The organism is Streptomyces sp. NPDC001157 (assembly GCF_053598255.1).
In genome coordinates this window covers 68,028-84,753 of the sequence record NZ_JBSFJW010000008.1, presented here as the reverse complement: position 1 = coordinate 84,753, position 16,726 = coordinate 68,028, and the positions used below count along the sequence as shown (strand labels likewise).

Genomic DNA, 16,726 nt, shown 5'->3' with positions numbered 1-16,726 from the left:
AACGATGTCGGAAGCCGTATGCGGAGAGCCGCACGTACGGTTCGAGAATGCGGGGAGTCGACACGGAGCGGCAGCCACCGCGCCGGTCCCCGACGCCACTACGCGCGGTTCTGGGCAAGCGCCGGGTTCTGGGCGGGGGTGTCGGTCGGGGCCGGGACGTCCTTCTCGGCGTTCTCCGTCGCGCCGAACCAGGCCACCGCGACCGCGCCCGAGACCGCGAGGACGAAGCCGATCACCGCCGGCCAGGCGAAGCCGGGGCGTGAGGCGTCCCCCAGCCACCAGACGCCGATCATGCCGGGCAGCACGGTCTCGCCGACCACCAGCGCCGCCGTCGCCCCGTTCACCGAGCCGAGCTGCAGCGCGACGGTGTGCAGGTACATGCCGCCGATTCCGGCGACCGCAATGGCGTACAGGGCCGGGTCGGTGAGCAGCGTGCCCAGGTCGAACGGATCGATCCCGCTCAGCACTCGCACGCCCACGCCGAGCGCGCCGAAGCCGAGACCGGAGAGCAGACCGGCCAGGATCGCGGCCCGGGCGCCGAGCCGCCGGACCAGGACCGTGCCGCCCGCCATCAGGAGCAGCGAGATCGTGAGGAGCCACCAGTGGGTGGTGATCGGCGTGTGCCCGCTGCCCTCAGGGCCCGCCGCGCTCGCGAGCAGCACCAGCGCCGAGCAGACCACGGCGATCGAGGTCCACTCCGCCCGGGTCAGCCGGATGCCGAGCAGCTTGACGCTGAGGACGGCCGTGATGATGAGGTTGGCGCTGATGACCGTCTGGGAGAGGAACAGCGGCAGCAGACGGGCGGCGAGCGCGCCGAGCCCGAAGCCGACGAAGTCCAGGACCGTGCCGACGGCGAACTCCCAGGTCATCGCGGCCTGGGCGGTGGAGGAGAAACTGGGGCCGCCGTGCGTTGTGACCTGTCCGGCGGCGGCCGCCTCGCGGCGGGCCGACTTGCGGGAGCCGACGGCCTGGAGGACGGAGCCCGTGCCGTAACAGATCGAGGCCGCAACGGCGGTCAGGAGTCCTATGAGCACCGAGCACTCCGTTCAGGGGGTGGTTCCTGGCTGTTCTCCCTGCCAGATGCGGGATCGACCGCCCGCGTTGCGCGGGACCGGGTCTACGTCGAAATGGACGTGAAGAGGGCCGTCCGGCATCCCGCAGGGACGGACGTACCGATCAAACGGAGATGCCAGCCACCTGTTCACGCTGGAGTACGCACCTGCGATGTTCGGTTACTGAGGTGCGCCGCGTGCGGTCGCAGCAGGCCACGGGCTGCGACCGCCGGCAACGCAGACACGACCCCTGCAGCGCCGCCCCGGGGCTCGACCGGGGCCGGACGCGTCAGGTCCACTTGGCGGCGAGCGCTTGGCAGACGCGCTTCTGCATGGTCGTCAGGTCGGCCTTGCCGTTGCCGGATCCGTTGGATGCGGACTCTCCGAACAGAGTTGAGCTTGGTGTTCCGCATCCTGTGGAACCATCGGATCCTTGCCGGACGGTGCCCGGTGCTGCCGTCTGGTGCTGTTTTCCCTGTTCGGAACGGCACGGCGAGCCACTTGATCCGGCTCATGCCGCCCTGTGTCGGGCCGTCCACTCACGCATCGCTCACGCCGCCGGCTGCTGAGCAGCGCCAGGTCAGACCTGCCGCAGGTCGATCTCCACCGGGAAAGGGGCCACTACCTTGAGGACGCCGGTGAACACGTATCCGTCCCGGTAGGTCTTCGTCGCGGGGTCGAGAACGTCTCCTGAAGCCCGACGCAACTGAAGGCTGCGGTCCGGCCTGGTGCCGGCGGGTGCAGACGCAAGCAGCGCAGGGGGGCGGAAGAGCCGAAGGACAAGGACGGCGGCTCGAGCCGCTCTTGAAGTCGTACGGGCACGGCGGCAGTTCGGGCTCTGGCCAGATGAATGAGCGATCTCCAACCTCTTTCTGTAACCGTTCCAGTTCGCCCCGTTGACACCCCGCACACCCGCCCCTAACGTCACGCCAGCATTCCGAACATGTGACGAGATTTCGAACATTCGAAAGGCGATTGTCCTGTGCATCCCCGGAATCAGCCCGCACGTGGCCGGAACGCCGTGGCGAAGCCCGGTGTACGTACAGGAACACACTGGCGACGGGATCGGTGATCTGCGGGACATCGAGGCGCATGAGTACCGACTCGTGCAGCGTGCCGGGCCAACCTGGCCTCAACCACTCGAGCGAGCCCGCCGGTTGTTCACTCGCCTTGGAACCTGTGCACCAAGACCCCCGACGACATCGGCGGCTACGTGCGGATCCACGAGTGCGCCGAGCCGGTCCGCCCCAGCGCACCGCGCTGTCTGAAGTTCGGTAACCCCGGGAGCGGGTACGGCGCGTCCGACTCGCTCGCGACTCGCCTGCCTGTCGCCCGCCGGCTCCACCGCCCCCGTCGACGCCTGATACGCCGTCATCCTCCTCAACGACGAGAAGAACAAGGAACGATCACCATGCTCAACCGAAGATCCGCCCTCGCTGGAGCCGCCGGCCTCGCCCTCGCCTTGTCCGCCTGTGACCAGAAGAGCGAGAGCAGCTCCGTGCGCAGGTCCGGGCGCGGTACCGTCGGCCTCGCCATGCCGACGCGGGCCTCCGAGCGCTGGCTCACCGACGGCAAGAGCCTCGTCGAGGACCTGAAGGGCAGTGGGTACGAGACCAAGCTGGTCTACGGCGACGACGACCCGAAGGCCCAGGTCTCACAGATCGAGAACCTGATCAAGCGGGGCGTCGACGCACTGATCATCGCGGCCATCGACGCCAGGTCGCTGAACGGCGTGCTTCAACAGGCCGCCGATGCGCACATTCCGGTGATCTGCTACGACCGGCTCATCCTCGGCACCAAGAACGTCGACTACTACGTCAGCTTCGACAACGAGATGGTCGGCCTGATCCAGGCCCACCACATCATCAAGAAGCTCGGCCTGGAGGACGGCAAGGGTCCGTTCAACATCGAGCTGTTCGCCGGCTCCCCCGACGACAACAACACCAAATACTTCTTCAACGGTTCGATGACGCTCCTGCAGCCGTTCCTGGACAGCAAGCAGTTGGTCGTCCCGTCCGGCCAGACCGAACTCAGCAAGATCACCACCCTGCGCTGGGACGGGCCCACCGCGCAAAAGCGCATGAGCGGCCTCCTCACCAAGTGGTACGGCAGCAAGAAGGTCGACGCGGTCCTCTCGCCGTACGACGGCATCTCCAGGGGCGTCCTGTCCGCACTGAAGCAGCACGGCTACGGCTCCGCCGGCAAGCCCCTCCCGGTCATCACTGGTCAGGACGCCGAACTGCCCTCGGTGAAGTCCATCATCGCGGGCCAGCAGTCCCAGACCGTCTTCAAGGACGTCCGCGACCTCGCCAGAGCCGCCGCAGACATGGTCGACGACATACTCAGCGACAGGGGGCCGTGGGTGGACAACAGAACTGACTACAACAACGGCGTCAAGGACGTGCCCGCCCGCCTGCTGCAGCCGGTCGACATCGACAAGACCAACTACAAACTCCTGCTCACCGACGGCTACTTCACCGCCGACGAGCTCAAGTAGCGGCACGGCCCCTGCGTGATACGCCGCCACGACGCTCACCACGGCATTGCCGGCCGGAGTACGCGCCGGCCACGCGGATGAGGGCCGTCGGGGACTGCTCGATCTGTACCAGTCCGTCGAGGCGGGCACCGCCGCTCGGTTCGGGGATGCCGCGGTGCCGGCGGGCCTCACAGGGAACGGTGAGGCCCGCCATGAGGTCCGCGCGTGGCTGTGGCGTGGGCTCCTCCACGACGGCACCCGAGCCCTCACCACTCAGGGACGTCGGACCGACAAGGAGCTGCGCCGCCGCACCGACGTGGTCGGCATCTTCCCCGACCGCACCGCCCTGATCCGCCTGGTCGGCGCGGTCCTGGCCGAACAGAACGACGAGTGGACCGAGGCCCGCCGCGGCATGGGCCCCGACCTGCTCGCCAAGGCCCGCCTCCACCCGATCGAGTCGGAAACCGACGGCACCGTCCTCCCGACCGAACTCACCGCATAGCCTCAAAGAAGAGATCACCGAGTGGCCGTTGACACACCACTCCAGCGGACGTGACCTAGGGATGTCATCACCGAAAAGCAGGTTCGGCACGATCCCGGCGAGACCGCCCACGACACCTGCCGACAAGAGGCTCACCAAGGCTACGCGGGCTCGCGGAACACACCATCGGAGTCGTTCCAATCTCTGCCGCCTCACGCCCAAGGGCATTCACCACATTGCTCGACCGTCTGGAGGGACGCCGGCTCGTCACCAGGACCATCGATCCGGCCAACCGGCGCATCCGCATCGTTGCCCTTACCGACGAAGGCCGCGCATACCTGGACGAAGCCTTGGTGAAAGCGGCGCGACTCCAGGAGTACCTGGCAGGGTTCTTCGACGACGATGAGCTGGGCCGCCTCGTGGTCCTCCTACGGCGACTCGGCGATGTGCCACCACCCCAGGACGCCTAACTGGCTGTTGTCGTTCCGATCTTGAGCGGTGGCGGTCGAACGGAACGACGACAGCCACTGACGGGTTGGGAACCCCCGATTGCGGACCTACGCTCTGAACCATGCACCCGGCACCCGCAGCAGCGCCCCGCCCGGCGCAGGTGTTCTCGACAGCGCACCTGCCGCCGGCGGAGCGGCTGCGGGCCTGGGAGGCGCACAACGCCGACGCCCTGATCGCCTTGATGTGCCGCACGCCGGGCGGCGAGGACTTCCGGGCCCGTGAGGACAACCTCGAACTCGGGCGGGTGCATCTGGCGCGTGTGCGCACCACGGCGCACGTGGTCGAGCGTCCTGCCGACCTCATCGAACGGCGGCCCACGGGCTCCGTCGCGATCTACGTCTCCCTGCGCGGGGAGGCCCAGTTCCAGCAGGGCGGCCGGCGGCAGGTCGTCCGCCCCGGCGACGTCCTGGTCTGCGACGCGGATGGCAGCTTCGTCCGCGGGTTCGGCCAGGGGCTGGACGAGCTGGCGGTGCGCGTGGACCGCGGTGCGCTGCCGGACGGTGTGCAGGTCGGGGAACCGCTCATCGTCCGGCGTGACGAGAGCAACCCGTACGGCCGCGCGCTCGCCCGCCTCGTCGGACGCGCCGTCGGTGTCGAGGGCGCGACCCGGCCCGACGAGCAGGCCCTCGTCGATCTCGCGTCCGTGCTCGTGAGCGACGGGGCCACGCGTCGGCCCGTCGTCCACCGCGCGTTCGCCTGCGCCCTCGTCGAGGACCGACTGCACGATCCGCGTCTGTCGGCCCCCGAGGTCGCCGGCGCTGTCGGCATCAGCGTCCGTCAGCTGACCCGCGTCTTCGCCGACGCGGGCACGACGTTCCCACGGTATGTGCTCGGCCGGCGCCTCGAAGTCGCCTACGGCCTGCTGACCGGACCGGCCGCCGCCGAGGTGCGCACGGCGATGGTGGCGACCAGGTGCGGATTCAGCTCGGCCGCCCACTTCTCGCAGACCTTCCACACCCGGTTCGGCATCACCGCGGGCGAGTTGCGCCGTACGGCCACGAAGCGGGACTGAACTCAAGCAGGCGACAACGGGCGCCACAGCGACGAAGCGCCCTCGAAAGAGCCGCGTCATACGGATTTCGGCCGTTCTCCACCCCGTCCCGCCCGATGCGGTCGCGGCCGGGGGCACGCTGCCTTCAAAGCTCCGCGAGAAGAAGGCGAGAGGCCTCATGCCCGAGTTCAGCGACGGTCAGCCAGAGACCGAACTCCCGACATCGGCGCACGTCGAGACCGATGTCCTGATCGTCGGCTCCGGCCCGGCCGGCGCCTCGGCGGCGCTGTTCCTGTCGACCCTGGGGATCGACAACATCGTGATCACCAAGTACCGGTGGACCGCGAACACACCCCGGGCGCACATCACCAACCAGCGGGCGATGGAGATCTTCCGCGACATGGGGATCGAGGACCAGGTGCTGGCCGACGCCACCGGCCACGACCTCGTCGGTGACACCGTCTTCTGCACCTCCATCGCGGGCGAGGAGATCGGCCGTATCCACACCTGGGGCACCCGGCCCGACCGGGAGGCCGACTACCGGCTGGCCTCGCCCTGTCTCACCGTCGACATCCCGCAGACCTATCTCGAACCGATCCTCGTCAAGAACGCCACCGTCCGCGGCACCCAGACCCGTTTCTCCACCGAGTACCTCTCGCACACGCAGGACGACACGGGCGTCATCGTCCGGGTCCGTGACCGGCTCACCGGCCAGGAGTACGACATCCGCGCGAAGTACCTCATCGGCGCCGACGGCGCCCGCTCCCGGGTCGCCGAGGACATCGGCCTGCCCTACGAGGGCGCGATGGACATCGCCGGTTCGATGAACATCACCTTCAAGGCCGACATCGAGTCCTACGTCGGCCACCGGCCCTCGGTCCTCTACTGGGTGATCCAGCCGGGCGCCAACGTCGGCGGTATCGGAGCCGGCCTGGTCCGGATGGTCCGCCCGTGGAACGAGTGGCTCATCGTGTGGGGCTACGACATCGCGGGCGAGCCCCCCGTGGTCGACGAGACCGAGGCGATCCGCATCGTGCGGCAGCTGCTGGGCATCCCGGACCTGGAGGTCGAGATCACCGGCACCAGCCTCTGGGGCAACAACGAGATGTACGCCACCCACCTGCACAAGGGCCGTGTCTTCTGCGCGGGCGACGCCATCCACCGTCACCCGCCGAGCAACGGCCTGGGCTCCAACACCAGCGTCCAGGACTCCTACAACCTGGCCTGGAAGCTCGCCGCCGTGCTGCGCGGCCAGGCCGACCCGTCGCTGCTGGAGACGTACTCGGTGGAGCGGGCGCCCGTCGCGAAGCGGATCGTCACCCGGGCCAACAGGTCCAGCCGCGAGTTCGTCGACATCTTCCAGGCCCTCGGCGTCCTCGACGCCAAGGACGAGGACGAGATGCGGGCCCTGATCGAGGAGCGCAAGGCCAACACCCCCGAGGGCGCGGCCAAGCGGGCCGCTCTGGTGGCGGCGATGGAGACCAAGAACTACGAGTTCAACGCGCACGGCGTCGAACTCGGCCAGTTCTACGAGTCCGCCGCCGTCGTCTCCGACGGCACCCGCCCCGCCCCGAGCCGGGACGAGGACCTCTACCACGTCATGTCCACCAGCCCCGGCGCGCACCTCCCGCACGCCTGGGTCGGCGACAACGTCACCAAACTCGCCCTGATGGACCTGGCGCCGTACACCCGCTGGACCCTGCTCACGGGCATCGCCGGTGAGGACTGGGCCGGTGCCGCCGACAAGGTTGCGCAGGACCTCGGCATCCCGCTCGAAACGGTGGTGATCGGCCCCGGCCGCGAGGTGACGGACCTCTACTACGACTGGGCCAAGCTGCGCGAGGTCGAGGAGTCCGGCGCGATCCTGGTGCGCCCCGACAAACACGTCGCCTGGCGCTCGATGAGCCTCGCCAGCGACCCCGAGGCGGCCCTGCGCGGCGCCCTCGCCCAGCTCCTCGGAAAGGTGTGACCGTGCGGTTCATCCACGAGACCCTGCCGCAGCGGGTCGTCTTCGCCCCCGGCGCGGCGCCGGCCGCGGTGGCCGCCGAGGTGGCCGCGCTGAACGCGACGAAGGTGATGCTCGTCGCCGCACCGGGGGAGGCGGCTCTCGCCGACCGTGTCGGCGCGGACCTGCCGGTGGCGGTGCGCCACGACGAGGTCGTCATGCACGTCCCGGTCGACGTCGCCGAGCGCGCCCGGAAGGCCGCGACGGAGGCTGCCGTGGACGCGCTGGTGTGCGTCGGCGGCGGCTCGACGACCGGTCTGGCCAAGGCGGTGGCGCTGACGACCGGCCTGCCGATCGTGGCCGTCCCCACCACCTACGCCGGTTCGGAGGCGACGAACGTCTGGGGCCTGACCGAGGGCGAGGTGAAGACGACCGGCGTCGACCCGCGGGTCCTGCCGCGCTCGATCGTCTACGACGCCTCGCTGCTGACGAGCCTGCCGCTGGAGATGTCCGTGGCCAGCGGACTCAACGCCCTTGCCCACTGCGTCGACTCCATGTGGGGGCCGCGCGCCGACCCGATCGACCGGGCCCTGGCCGCCGAGGGCATCCACGCTCTGGCCCAGGGCCTGCCCGCCGTCGCCGCCGACCCCACCGGACTGGAAGGGCGCGAACAGACGCTGTACGGCGCCTACTTGGCCGCCGTCGCCTTCGCCTCGGCCGGCTCGGGCCTGCACCACAAGATCTGCCATGTGCTGGGCGGCATGTTCAACCTGCCGCACGCCCAGACCCACGCGGTGGTGCTGCCGCACGTGCTCGCCTTCAACGCCCCGGCCGTACCGGAGACCGAGCGGCGCATCGCCGAGGCCTTCGGCAGCCCCACCGCGTCGGCGGGGCTCACCGCACTGCGCGAGACGCTCCATGCCCCCCACGCCCTGCGCGACTACGGCATGCCCGAGGACGGCATCGCCCGGGCGGTCGCCCCCGTCCTGGCCGCCGTCCCGGTCGGCAACCCCACCGCTGTCACCGAGGAGAACCTGACCGCGCTGCTGCGCGCCGCCTGGGAAGGAAGTGCCCCCGTATGACGCTCCACGATGTGTCCTCCGAGCAGGCGGCCCGGGAGGAAGACCTGATCGCGCGCGTACAACGCTCCTTCGACACCTGCCAGGACCCCCGTCTGAAGGAGCTGATGCAGGGGATCGTCAAGCACCTGCACGCCTTCCTGCGCGACGTCCGCCTCACCGAGGAGGAGTGGAACAAGGGCATCGAGTTCCTCACCGCCGTCGGCCATCTGACCGACGACAAGCGCCAGGAGTTCATCCTGCTCTCCGACACGCTCGGGGCGTCGATGCAGACGATCGCCATCAACAACGAGGCCTACGGCGACGCCACCGAGGCCACCGTCTTCGGCCCCTTCTTCGTGGAGGGCTCCCCGAGGATCGAGCCGGGCGGGGACATGTCCTTCGGGGCCGCCGGCGAGCCCTGCTGGGTCGAGGGAACCGTCTCCGACGCCGACGGCACCCCGATCGCCGGAGCGAAGATCGAGGTGTGGGAGGCGGACGAGGACGGGTTCTACGACGTCCAGTACGACGACGACCGGGTGGCCGCCCGCGCGCACCTGTTCACGGAGGCCGACGGGAGCTACCGCTTCTGGGGCGTCACTCCCACGCCGTACCCGATCCCGCACGACGGCCCCGTGGGCAGGATGCTGGCGGCGACCGGCCGCTCGCCGATGCGGGCCTCGCACCTGCACTTCATGGTCGAGGCGCCCGGGTGCCGCACCCTGGTCACGCACATCTTCGTCCGGGGCGACGAACTGCTCGACTCCGACACGGTCTTCGGCGTCAAGGAGTCCCTGGTCAAGGACTTCGACCGGCGTCCGGCGGGCACGCCGACACCCGACGGGCGGGCCGTCGACGGCACCTGGACACAGGTCCGCTTCGACATCGTCCTCGCCCCTGCCGACGGGCGGGGATGACCGGGTCCGCGGCGGGGTCGTGCCTGCCTGAGACCTGCCGGACGTCGTGCGCATGACGGCCGTGGGGCGTGGCCTCCTCGCTGCCCGGCCACGACGGTGCCGTCGCCGCCAGGCAGGTGGAGCGGGTCCGTCGCGGCCACCGGCACGCAGTCGACAGGCGTCGCGGTGGCGACCAAGTCGGCCCAGTCGGAGTCGTCCGGCCCCAACTCGGCCCGCCCCTGCAGCCGTTGCACGATCACCCGCTTCTCCGGCTTGTGCCCGGCGAGTTCGGTCGCGCGGTCCAGCAGCGGCTTGTACGGGATGACCTGCTTGCCCTCGATGCCGCAGGAGGCGGAGACGACCATCTTCGGGGCGGCGTCGTCGATGCGGACGGCGAGTTCGAGCGCGGCGAACCCGCCGAAGACGACCGAGTGGATGGCGCCGATGCGGGCGCAGGCCGGCATGGCGACGGCCGCCTCGGGGATCACCGTCTGCTCGTCCTGGACGGCCTCGTACCGGGTCCTCGCGACACAGGCCGCACGGGCGCTGATGGGCCAGTGGCCGCCGGCCAGGTCGGCGATGACGACCAGCGGTTCCCAGGTGTCCGCCGCCCGGTCCTCCACCGGCATGGTCGGCGCCATGCGGCCGGCCGTGCCGCGCAGCGGTCCCAGCCAGGCGGCCAGATTGTCCCGCAGCGCGTTCAGTTCCGGTGTGGCGTAGCGCGAGCGGAACGGGGTCACCTTCTCGCCCGGCTTGCGCTTTTGCATGCGGAGCACGATCGCGCGGTCCGTGATCGTGTCGGGCAGGTCGCCGATCGAGGCGAGTGCGGCCATGGCGAAGGTCGGATACGGGGTCGGCTTGTGCTCCGGACCGGAGATGCGCCGGGCGGGCCGGTTGCGCTGGTGTCCGGCGTTCAGCAGGCCGCGCAGTTCCTCGTTCTCGCCGGCCTTGCTGGAGACGGTGTCGGCCTCGTCCACCAGGATCGTGCGCGGGTTCTTGCCGATGATGCGGAAGAGCACCGCCGTGGACATGTTCACCGTCATGATCGGCTGGTGGACGGTCTCGTGAAGCACGTCCAGCACCCGGGACTTGCCGCAGCCCTTCGTCGGGCCTACGACCGCCGGACGCGGCGCGTGCTGCAGCGCGGTCTGGATGTGCGTGGCCGCCACCCACAGGGCCGGGAGCCGGTCCCGTGATCACGGTCCCCGTACGTCGACGGGACCGGTCCCCTCCTGCTGGGCGGTTCCCGCCGCGGGGTTGTCAGTCCCCGACGACTGGCGGAGACCGTGATCACGGTCCCCATTGCGGTCCCCTGGTGCAAAGGCCGGGCTGGGGCATCTCAAGGTCACCCCGCACAAGCTGCGCCACACGGCGGCCTCGCTCGCCATCGCCGGCGGCGCGGACGTCAATGTCGTACAGACGATGCTGGGCCACAAGTCCGCGACGCTGACCCTGGACACCTACGGGCATCTCTTTCCCGACCGCCTGGACGAGGTCTCGAAGAAGATGCGCAAGCGCCGCTCCAAGCAACTGGCCAAGGCGAAGGCCAAGCTGGAGAAGGCGGAGCAGAAGGCCCGCAAGGCTGCCGAGGCCGTGACCGTCCTGGAGGATCCCGCGGCGTGATGTGTGCCTTGTCCGTGCTGTCTATGACAGCAGGGGTCGCTTCGGTGGCGCGGCGGAACGCCCCCCGCTGTCGGGCTGCCAGGGCCGGTTAGCCTGGTTGGGTCGTGAAGAGCCACCCATGCACGAACGGGGCATCTGTGCACACCGTCACCCTGGCGCGGCTCGGCAGTCCCGAGGTGCCTCAACCCGCCGAAACCCGGGATTCCCGGGCGTGTCCGCCCTATGTTCGGCATGTTGCGCCGAGCCCGAGGAGCGAGCTTCCCGGTGTCGCATTCCGTTGTTTCTCGCAGCGGGTGCGCCGCATCGGATTCGAGCATTCGGCATCACGAATTCGGGAGGACCAGCCGGGGCTGGCGCCCCGGTACTGGTCCCGCCCACACGCAGCCGGGGCGGTGATCTGGTCAGTCCGGCGACTCACTCGTCACGAGTGCCCCCCTGACGGTCATCTTCCTGGGCTCCCCTGTGGCCCAGGAAGAATCCCGCTGCTTGCGAAGGTGAAGGTAGCTTCCAGCCAGCCACAGCGTCAACTATAGTTTAGATACGTCGAGAGAGAGCAGCGCATCGTGCCCCGTGCAGGCGAGACAGCGGACCGTGAGACGCCATCGCCGGCGCCCCCGGTTCCCGTACCCGGTCCTGGCGCGTCCTTCGCCGACCGTCTGAACTACCTGTTCGACAGGGTCCGGGCTCCGGGCGCGGACGAGTTCAGCAACGCCCACGTGGCGCGGACGATCTCCTCGTACGGCCAGGAGAGCATCACCGGCGCGTACATCGGCCAGCTCCGCAAGGGCAGCAAGACGCCCACCGTCAAGCTCGTCCCGCTGTTCGGCCGGTTCTTCGGCGTGGAGGCCGGCTTCTTCGTCGAGGACGAGGTGACCCGCAAGGTCGCCGAACAGTTCGAGCTGCTGCGCAAGCTCAGCCAGGCGGGTGTGAAACAGATCGCACTTCGTGCCATCGGACTGTCCCCGCACAGCCTCAACGAGGTCATGCAGAAGATCGATTCAGTGCGGGAGAAGGAGGGCCTGCCCCCCTCCCTCGAAGACGACCTTTCCTGACCAGCCACTACGCTCAACTCCCACGGGGCTCTCGAGAGGAACACGCATGTGGCACAGCCGCCGTGCGCGCCGGCCCGTCGACCGAACCGAAGAAGTCGAGCGGCGCAGCAGAGCGTTCGTCGAGGAACTTGAGCTTCCCGCCGTCAACAGCGTCCTGGAGTTGCGTCCGTTCATCGAGCGGAAGCTCAACCGAGAGATCCGGTTGATGCCGTTCACGCCGGACCTCTCGGACCCGGCCTCTTTGGACCCCTCGACGCCGTGCGGTCTTTGGCTTGCCACCGTCGACACGGACTACCTCTTCTACGACGAAGGGGTCAGTGCGGCGTACACCGAGATCATCGCCGGCCACGAGTTCGCCCACATGCTCAAGCACCGCCACAAGAAAGAGTCCTTGAGCGTCGCCGGCCTCGGCGGCCTCATCACGGACATCGACCCTGCCACTGCTCAGCTGGTCCTCGGCCGGACCCAGTACGACGAACCCGACGAGTTCGAAGCTGAGATGATCGGCTCCCTCCTGCAGGAGCACGTGCGCAAATCCCGCGAGGCTGCCGCCCGCGGCTCGCAGGACGACGACCCCATCGCCCGTACGCTGCTGCGCTGACCAGAACAGATCACCGTGAAAGACATACTCCACCCCCTGTGTCTCGCGATAGCCGGCACAGGGTTTCTCCTGCTGCTCCGTGACCTGGGCAAGCGCCGACGCGACCCCGCCCTGGTCGCCCTCGCCTTCACCTTCGCGTTCTCCGCGCTCAGCTACTTCATCGCGCTCACCTGGGTATGGGTGCGCATCGACGGCGTCCTCGGCCTGACTGACATCGCCGTGCCGCTCGCCCAGAGCTGCGTAATCTTGGTCTTCGCCCTGCAGGCCACCGTCTTGGCCCACTGGTCCAAGCCCGCCGACGCCGCCCGGCGCCGCGGCCGCCAGATGCTCATCGCAGCCGCCTGCGTCATCGCGGGCATGGCCTTGCTCTTCACGCTGCTGAACCCCACCGTCGAGCGGCCCTTCGACTTCTCGCTCTACTACGCACACGAGCCGCTCTTCCAGGCGTACCTGTGGCTCTACATGAGCGCGTACACCGCCGCCGAGATCTACCTCGCGCGCTCCTGCTGGAAGCACGCCCGCGCGACCACCAAGCGATCGATCGCCGTCGGCCTGCGTCTCGTCGCCATCGGCGCGACCATCACCCTCGGCTACAGCGCCATCCGCATCAGTGCCGTCCTCGGCGTGTTCTTCGGATTCAGCGTGAAGGGCCTCGATCCCTACGCGTGGATCTGCGGCGATGTGGGTGCCACCCTCACTCAGATCGGCTACTTCCTCCCCACGCTCGTCCGCCGCATCGAAGACGGCAGGAACTGGGCGGCCGCGCACCTCGCCTACCGGCGCCTGCAGCATCTGTGGGCCGCCCTGGCCCAGGCGCACCCCGGAATCACCCTGCTGCAACCGGACCGGCAGCGCGAAGCCATCCTTCACGGCCGCAGCGCACACTTCCCCCTTCTGCGACGCCGTACGGAGATCCGCCACGGCCAGAAGCTGCTGCGCCGCTACCTCGACCCTGCCGTACGCACCGAGTCCGAAGTACGGCGCGCGGCCAACGGGCTGACCGGCGCTGACCTGGTCGCCGCCGTCACCGCCGACCAGATCCACGCGGCGCTCACCCGCTTCCACACGGACTCCCCCGTCGAGGCGCCGGTCGAGTACGTGGACGCCCACCTGCCCCTGCCGACAGCCGAGGACGAACAGCTTCACCTCGAACGCGTCGCCGACTTCTTCACTCCGCCCCGTCCAGCGACACCTACCACCGATCTCCCCAGCACCGCTTCAGGAGCCCATTCGTGATCCTCCGCCGCACCGTGCTCGCCATCACGACGGCCCTGGCCGCCGTCACCACCCTGAGCACCTCCGCCAGTGCGCGGCCCCGCGCCGGCTCAAGCCCGCGCAGGACTGCCCCGCTGCGCCTTGCGTCCGCCGGCGACCAGCTCGCCGCCCTTCGCGAGGGCAAGATCACGAGCCGTGCCCTGCTGGAACAGCACCTGGAACACATCGAGCGGGCGAACCCAGGGTTGAACGCCGTCATCACGCTCGACAAGGAAGGCGCCCGCGCGGCCGCCGACAAGGCCGACCGGCATCTCGCCGAGACCGGCAAGGTGCTCGGCCCGCTCCACGGCCTGCCGATGACGGTGAAGGACGCCCTCGAGGTCGAGGGGATGCGCACCACCTGCGGGACGCCCAGTCTCTCGGACCATGTCCCCGACAGCGACGCCGACGCGGTCGCCCTCCTGCGCGCCGCCGGCGCCGTCATCATCGGCCACACCAACGTCCCGACCATGTGCCAGGACATCCAGACGTCGAACCCGGTCTTCGGCAAGACCCTGAACCCCTTCGACTCCGAGAAGACCGCCGGCGGCTCCTCCGGCGGCCCGGCCGCCGCGGTCGCCGCGGGCTTCACCAGCCTGGAGGTCGGCTCCGACCTCGCCGGCTCGCTGCGCCTGCCGGCCGCGTACTGCGGTGTCTACGCGCTGCGGACCTCGCGCGGAGCCAGCCCGATCGTGCCCACCCGCGGCCACATCCCCCGCCTGCCCGGCTGGGCCACCAGCAGCGACATGGTCACGCTCGGCCCGATCGCCCGCACCGTCGACGACCTCGGTCTCCTCCTGGACGTCATCGCCGCGCCCGCCCCCGCCGACCGCGGCGGATGGAAAATCGAACTGCCGGCTCCGGCCAAGGCCAAGCTGGGCGACTACCGGGTCGGCATCTGGGCGGACGACGCGTACTGCCGCATCGACGGCGACAGTCGCGCACTCCTCGCCCAGGTCGCCGAGCTCGTGAGGGGACTTGGTGCCACTGTCGACGACTCCACCAAGCCCGTCGACTTCGCCGAGAGCGACAAGCTGTTCCAGCGCCTCATGTACGCCACTGCCTCGGCCACCGCCACCGACGCCGCGTTCGCAGCCGACGTGGCGGCTGCCGACAAGATCCCCGCCGACGACCCCAGCGGGTTCTTCCTCCGTTCCCGCACCATGCGTCACCGCGACTGGTGCGTAGCCGACGAAGCACGGCAGAAGCTGCGCGGCGCCTGGGACGCCTACTTCACGGACCACGACATCCTGATCACCCCCGCTACGCCGACTGCCGCCGTCCCTGACCAGTGCAGTACTCCCCTCCCGCAGCGGTACATCACGGTTGACGGCAAGAAGCGCCCGTTCTTCGACCAGACCAGCTGGCTCAACCTGGCCAGCCCGGTAGGACTGCCGGCCATCGTCCTGCCTGCCGGCAAGACCAGCGACAGCCTCCCGCTCGCCATCCAGATCATCGGCCCCTATCTCGCCGACCGCACAGTTCTCCATGTGGCCAGGCAACTCGCACAGCGGCTCCCCGAACCGATTCGGCCGTCCGTGTTCTCGGCGTAGCCGAATCGGCAGCTCGCCAGAGATACGCAAGAAAGTACGACGCGGAGTTCCGGGCCGGCGCGGTCCGGATCGTCCGTGAGACCGGGAAGCCGGTCGCCCAGGTCGCATGGGATCCGGGGATTGACGAGGGCACGCCGACGACGTGGGTTTCCCGGGAGAAGGAGGCCACCCGGGCCGGTCTGGATCCCGATGAGCGGGCCGAGCTCGCGCGGCTGCGCAGGGAGAACCACGAGCTGCGGATGGAGCGGGATGTCCTCAAGCGATCGGTGGTCCTCTGTGTCGAGGAAGCGACGAAGTGACGGTTGCTGACTTCATCGCCGACCAGAGGACCAGCCACCAGGTGCCGCACACCGTCTCCTGCCGGGCCCTTGAGGTCTAGGGCAGGTCGCGGCGGACCAACGCCTGAGCGAACGGTTCACCGGTGGCCCGGGCGTAGGCCATCCGCTCGCGCACCTCGCTGAGGGTGCGTGGGCGGTAGCCGGGGCCCCCGCAGCAGCTCTTGTGGAAGCGCACACCGGCGTGCAGCAGCACCGAGAGGGTGCGCCAGGCGGCGGCGTCCCGCCTCTTGGGTGCCGCGAAGGCGGAGCCGACGTGGATCAGTGGTTCGGCGCAGCGTGGACAGACCCGGTCGTGGTCGTGGTAGCCGGGGTAGGGCTGCTTGTACGAGGCCCGGCAGGGCAGGCAGACGTACGAGGTCTTGGCATGGGCCATGCGGGAAGGGTAGAGCCACCACAGGGCCGGGCTCGACAGATTTCCGGCAGCCTGCGCAGGCCCTTCGGCAAGGGAGGGGCGGCGACGGCCGACCGTACTTGCCTCTGCTCGCCTCTTCGGAGTGCTGCGTCGACGGCGTCAGCAGCATCCCTCGCGGCCAGCTCGCTGATCTCCCTGGGGACCTCGCGGTCGTCATACACGAAGAGTCTTGCGTCGACGACATGGGTCTTCGGGTGCCAGCCGAGGCGACGGCCCGCCTCGCGTGCAGCACGACGGACGTCCTTCAGCTCGCCCATCTCCTCAAGATCGCCGCTGCTCAGGATCAGCTGCCCGTGGTAGCCCCGGTAGCGAGGCTTCAGCGTCGCCCGCATCAGGCCCTCCAAGCGGCCGACCAGCTTCTCGTGCCGGCGCCGCCAGCTCGTCGTTCGCGGGCATCTCGCACAGCTCCCCACCTCTGCCCGCAGCCGCATGTGTGCCATATGTGTGCTGCGAGGACGAAGGCCCTCCCGTCCGACGGACGGAA

General features: G+C 69.4%; 13 protein-coding genes and 5 pseudogenes. 14 read left to right on the top strand and 4 right to left on the bottom strand.

Annotation, left to right across the window (positions count from 1 at the left end; all coding sequences use genetic code 11):
• Window positions 1-98 precede the first annotated feature (98 nt).
• Entirely contained in the window at window positions 99-1,034 is a 936-nt protein-coding gene (locus ACWDAG_RS17155; protein ID WP_450696394.1) for a hypothetical protein, read from the bottom strand.
• A 598-nt stretch (window positions 1,035-1,632) separates the two neighbouring features.
• Window positions 1,633-1,737: pseudogene (locus ACWDAG_RS17150) on the bottom strand (Uma2 family endonuclease); the annotation flags it as partial.
• A gap of 726 nt (window positions 1,738-2,463) precedes the next feature.
• Here ACWDAG_RS17150 and chvE point away from each other — a divergent pair.
• From chvE to ACWDAG_RS17110, 8 genes and pseudogenes are all read left to right on the top strand, one after another.
• Complete coding sequence (gene chvE / locus ACWDAG_RS17145; RefSeq protein WP_450696393.1) at window positions 2,464-3,549, top strand: multiple monosaccharide ABC transporter substrate-binding protein; 1,086 nt, start codon at window positions 2,464-2,466, stop codon at window positions 3,547-3,549.
• A gap of 58 nt (window positions 3,550-3,607) precedes the next feature.
• A pseudogene (locus ACWDAG_RS17140) lies at window positions 3,608-3,811 on the top strand (hypothetical protein); the annotation flags it as partial.
• A 12-nt stretch (window positions 3,812-3,823) separates the two neighbouring features.
• Window positions 3,824-4,030 (top strand): annotated as a pseudogene (locus ACWDAG_RS17135) (transposase); the annotation flags it as partial.
• Between the two features lie 215 nt (window positions 4,031-4,245).
• Window positions 4,246-4,479 (top strand): MarR family winged helix-turn-helix transcriptional regulator, encoded by a 234-nt coding sequence (locus ACWDAG_RS17130; RefSeq protein WP_450696392.1) that lies wholly within the window; start codon window positions 4,246-4,248, stop codon window positions 4,477-4,479.
• Window positions 4,480-4,580: 101 nt separating this feature from the next.
• Entirely contained in the window at window positions 4,581-5,531 is a 951-nt protein-coding gene (locus ACWDAG_RS17125) for an AraC-like ligand-binding domain-containing protein (RefSeq protein ID WP_450696391.1), read from the top strand.
• 157 nt (window positions 5,532-5,688) lie between these two features.
• Window positions 5,689-7,479, top strand: coding sequence for an FAD-dependent oxidoreductase (locus ACWDAG_RS17120; RefSeq protein WP_450696390.1), 1,791 nt, complete (start codon window positions 5,689-5,691; stop codon window positions 7,477-7,479).
• 2 nt (window positions 7,480-7,481) lie between these two features.
• Window positions 7,482-8,537 carry a maleylacetate reductase gene (locus ACWDAG_RS17115; protein WP_450696389.1) on the top strand — a complete coding sequence of 352 codons (1,056 nt, stop codon included), beginning with the start codon at window positions 7,482-7,484 and terminating at the stop codon, window positions 8,535-8,537.
• Window positions 8,534-9,430 carry an intradiol ring-cleavage dioxygenase gene (locus ACWDAG_RS17110; RefSeq protein WP_450696388.1) on the top strand — a complete coding sequence of 299 codons (897 nt, stop codon included), beginning with the start codon at window positions 8,534-8,536 and terminating at the stop codon, window positions 9,428-9,430. Before ACWDAG_RS17115 ends, ACWDAG_RS17110 begins: the two co-directional genes overlap by 4 nt.
• Before the next feature lie 461 nt (window positions 9,431-9,891).
• Here ACWDAG_RS17110 and ACWDAG_RS17105 read toward each other — a convergent pair.
• Window positions 9,892-10,584 (bottom strand): annotated as a pseudogene (locus ACWDAG_RS17105) (DUF3631 domain-containing protein); the annotation flags it as partial.
• 127 nt (window positions 10,585-10,711) lie between these two features.
• Between ACWDAG_RS17105 and ACWDAG_RS17100 the strand changes: the two are divergent.
• From ACWDAG_RS17100 to ACWDAG_RS17075, 6 genes and pseudogenes are all read left to right on the top strand, one after another.
• Window positions 10,712-11,032 carry a tyrosine-type recombinase/integrase gene (locus ACWDAG_RS17100; RefSeq protein ID WP_450696387.1) on the top strand — a complete coding sequence of 107 codons (321 nt, stop codon included), beginning with the start codon at window positions 10,712-10,714 and terminating at the stop codon, window positions 11,030-11,032.
• A 563-nt stretch (window positions 11,033-11,595) separates the two neighbouring features.
• A complete protein-coding gene (locus ACWDAG_RS17095; RefSeq protein ID WP_450696386.1) occupies window positions 11,596-12,084 on the top strand; it encodes a hypothetical protein in 489 nt (162 codons plus the stop codon).
• Window positions 12,085-12,130: 46 nt separating this feature from the next.
• Window positions 12,131-12,685 carry a hypothetical protein gene (locus ACWDAG_RS17090; RefSeq protein WP_450696385.1) on the top strand — a complete coding sequence of 185 codons (555 nt, stop codon included), beginning with the start codon at window positions 12,131-12,133 and terminating at the stop codon, window positions 12,683-12,685.
• Window positions 12,686-12,700: 15 nt separating this feature from the next.
• Window positions 12,701-13,921: an MAB_1171c family putative transporter gene (locus tag ACWDAG_RS17085; RefSeq protein WP_450696384.1), complete on the top strand. Its 1,221-nt coding sequence runs from the start codon at window positions 12,701-12,703 to the stop codon at window positions 13,919-13,921.
• Window positions 13,918-15,492: an amidase family protein gene (locus tag ACWDAG_RS17080; protein ID WP_450696383.1), complete on the top strand. Its 1,575-nt coding sequence runs from the start codon at window positions 13,918-13,920 to the stop codon at window positions 15,490-15,492. The genes ACWDAG_RS17085 and ACWDAG_RS17080 overlap by 4 nt, the downstream gene beginning before the upstream one ends.
• 41 nt (window positions 15,493-15,533) lie before the next feature.
• A pseudogene (locus tag ACWDAG_RS17075) lies at window positions 15,534-15,791 on the top strand (transposase); the annotation flags it as partial.
• A 76-nt stretch (window positions 15,792-15,867) separates the two neighbouring features.
• Here ACWDAG_RS17075 and ACWDAG_RS17070 read toward each other — a convergent pair.
• The gene (locus tag ACWDAG_RS17070) at window positions 15,868-16,203 is read right to left on the bottom strand and encodes a deoxyxylulose-5-phosphate synthase (RefSeq protein ID WP_450696382.1); all 336 of its coding nucleotides are present in this window, start codon (window positions 16,201-16,203) and stop codon (window positions 15,868-15,870) included.
• Window positions 16,204-16,726 lie beyond the last annotated feature (523 nt).

Bases quoted from the DNA above. Each gene is read 5' to 3' on its own strand.
- chvE (WP_450696393.1), top strand. From the start codon at position 2,464: ATGCTCAACCGAAGATCCGCCCTCGCTGGAGCCGCCGGCCTCGCCCTC.
- ACWDAG_RS17110 (WP_450696388.1), top strand. From the start codon at position 8,534: ATGACGCTCCACGATGTGTCCTCCGAGCAGGCGGCCCGGGAGGAAGAC.
- ACWDAG_RS17120 (WP_450696390.1), top strand. From the start codon at position 5,689: ATGCCCGAGTTCAGCGACGGTCAGCCAGAGACCGAACTCCCGACATCG.
- ACWDAG_RS17070 (WP_450696382.1), bottom strand. From the start codon at position 16,203: ATGGCCCATGCCAAGACCTCGTACGTCTGCCTGCCCTGCCGGGCCTCG.
- ACWDAG_RS17090 (WP_450696385.1), top strand. From the start codon at position 12,131: ATGTGGCACAGCCGCCGTGCGCGCCGGCCCGTCGACCGAACCGAAGAA.
- ACWDAG_RS17125 (WP_450696391.1), top strand. From the start codon at position 4,581: ATGCACCCGGCACCCGCAGCAGCGCCCCGCCCGGCGCAGGTGTTCTCG.